A 1401-nucleotide genomic window follows, 5' to 3' on the forward strand; every position below is an offset into this window, starting at 1 on the left:
CTCAGGACGTTCTGCTGTAAATAAAAGTATCTTTTCATACTCATCAAAAGCGTTAGTTAATAACTCTTTCGTCTTTTTGTCTAATTCTCCAAGAGGAAAAGCAGCAAGCTGTCTGGCAGCTTCCATTCTTACTATCTTAATAGGATCGTTCAACATTTCTAAAGTCTGCTTGATTCTCATCTGTGCGGGGAATGCTTCTAAAGACTGCAATGCTGACCTCCGTATAAGTGCATCTTTATTCTTTAGCATTTGAAGTGTTGTAGTATAGGTTTGTTTTGAAGGATAATGCCCTAGGTATTCTGCGACTGTAGCTTTAGCGATATTTGGTGCATCACTAAGCAGTACTTCATAAAGTTTTTTAGGTGCATCTTCACTGTTTGTTCTAAGAGCTTTAAGAGAATGAGCGAAGTTCTGTTTTCCTACAGGTATTTTCCCATACCATGATTTCATAGCATCTGCAGCCCACGAAGCATCTTTATCTGTATGACAAAGATTACAGGCATTAGGAATCTCTTTCATCTCAACTGAGATGTCTGGTCTAGGTACACGGAAACTGTGGTCATTGCGACTGTCTACACCCATATAGGTACGAGCAGGCATATGACAACTTATACAAGAACTTCCTGTACTTCCTTCTTGATGAAAATGGTGTGCTGTAGAAGTGTATTTTTCTGTTTGATGACACTGAAAACATACTTTGTCCCCATCACCCCTACGATCAAGTGTATGAGGGTTATGACAGTCTGTGCAGGTGACACCTTTTTCATACATTTTGCTTTGCAGAAATGAGTCATAGACATACACTTCATCTTCTATCTTACCGTCAGCAAAATAGAGACTCTCAGCCAATGTTACAGGTAGATAGTGGTCAGTAAACCTATCACCAGGTGCAAAGTTATCATCTAATTGAGACCGTCTCGAATGACACTTTGCACATACTTCTATCTCTTTGTCGGTTAATTCTGACCTTTTTGTTGTGGAATTGACATCCCACTTTCCAACCTTATATTTTAAAGAGAGAGGAAAGCCCTTGTGAGTCAAAGTTAAATTTTGATCTTTGCTCCATTCTATATGTTTGGATGCAGGCCCATGACATGCTTCACAAGATACATTGATGACATCCCAAGTGGTATGATAAGTTTTGGTCTCCATATCATAGTTCTTTTTCAAATTTGTACTATGACAGTCTGCACACATATAGTTCCAGTTCAAATTTGGTCCAGTCCAGTGCAGTACATCACCAGCTTTGATCACTTCATCTTGATGGATATGGAACCAACGCTGCCCGCCTTCTTCTTTAGACCGACTGTCCCAGGCGATATCCAGTACCTGATATTTTCCATCTGCAAATTTTAACAGATACTGTTGAAGTGGGTAGACACCAAATGTATAGTTGACCTC

At 39.5% G+C, this 1401-nt stretch carries 1 protein-coding gene; it reads right to left on the reverse strand.

All coding sequences use genetic code 11. From position 1 onward, the window contains the following. Nucleotides 1-1401: HEAT repeat domain-containing protein (locus tag ABYK33_RS15840; protein WP_373034286.1), on the reverse strand; the 1401-nt coding region annotated here is incomplete at both ends.

This window comes from Sulfurovum sp. (assembly GCF_041562805.1).
Lineage (GTDB): Bacteria > Campylobacterota > Campylobacteria > Campylobacterales > Sulfurovaceae > Sulfurovum.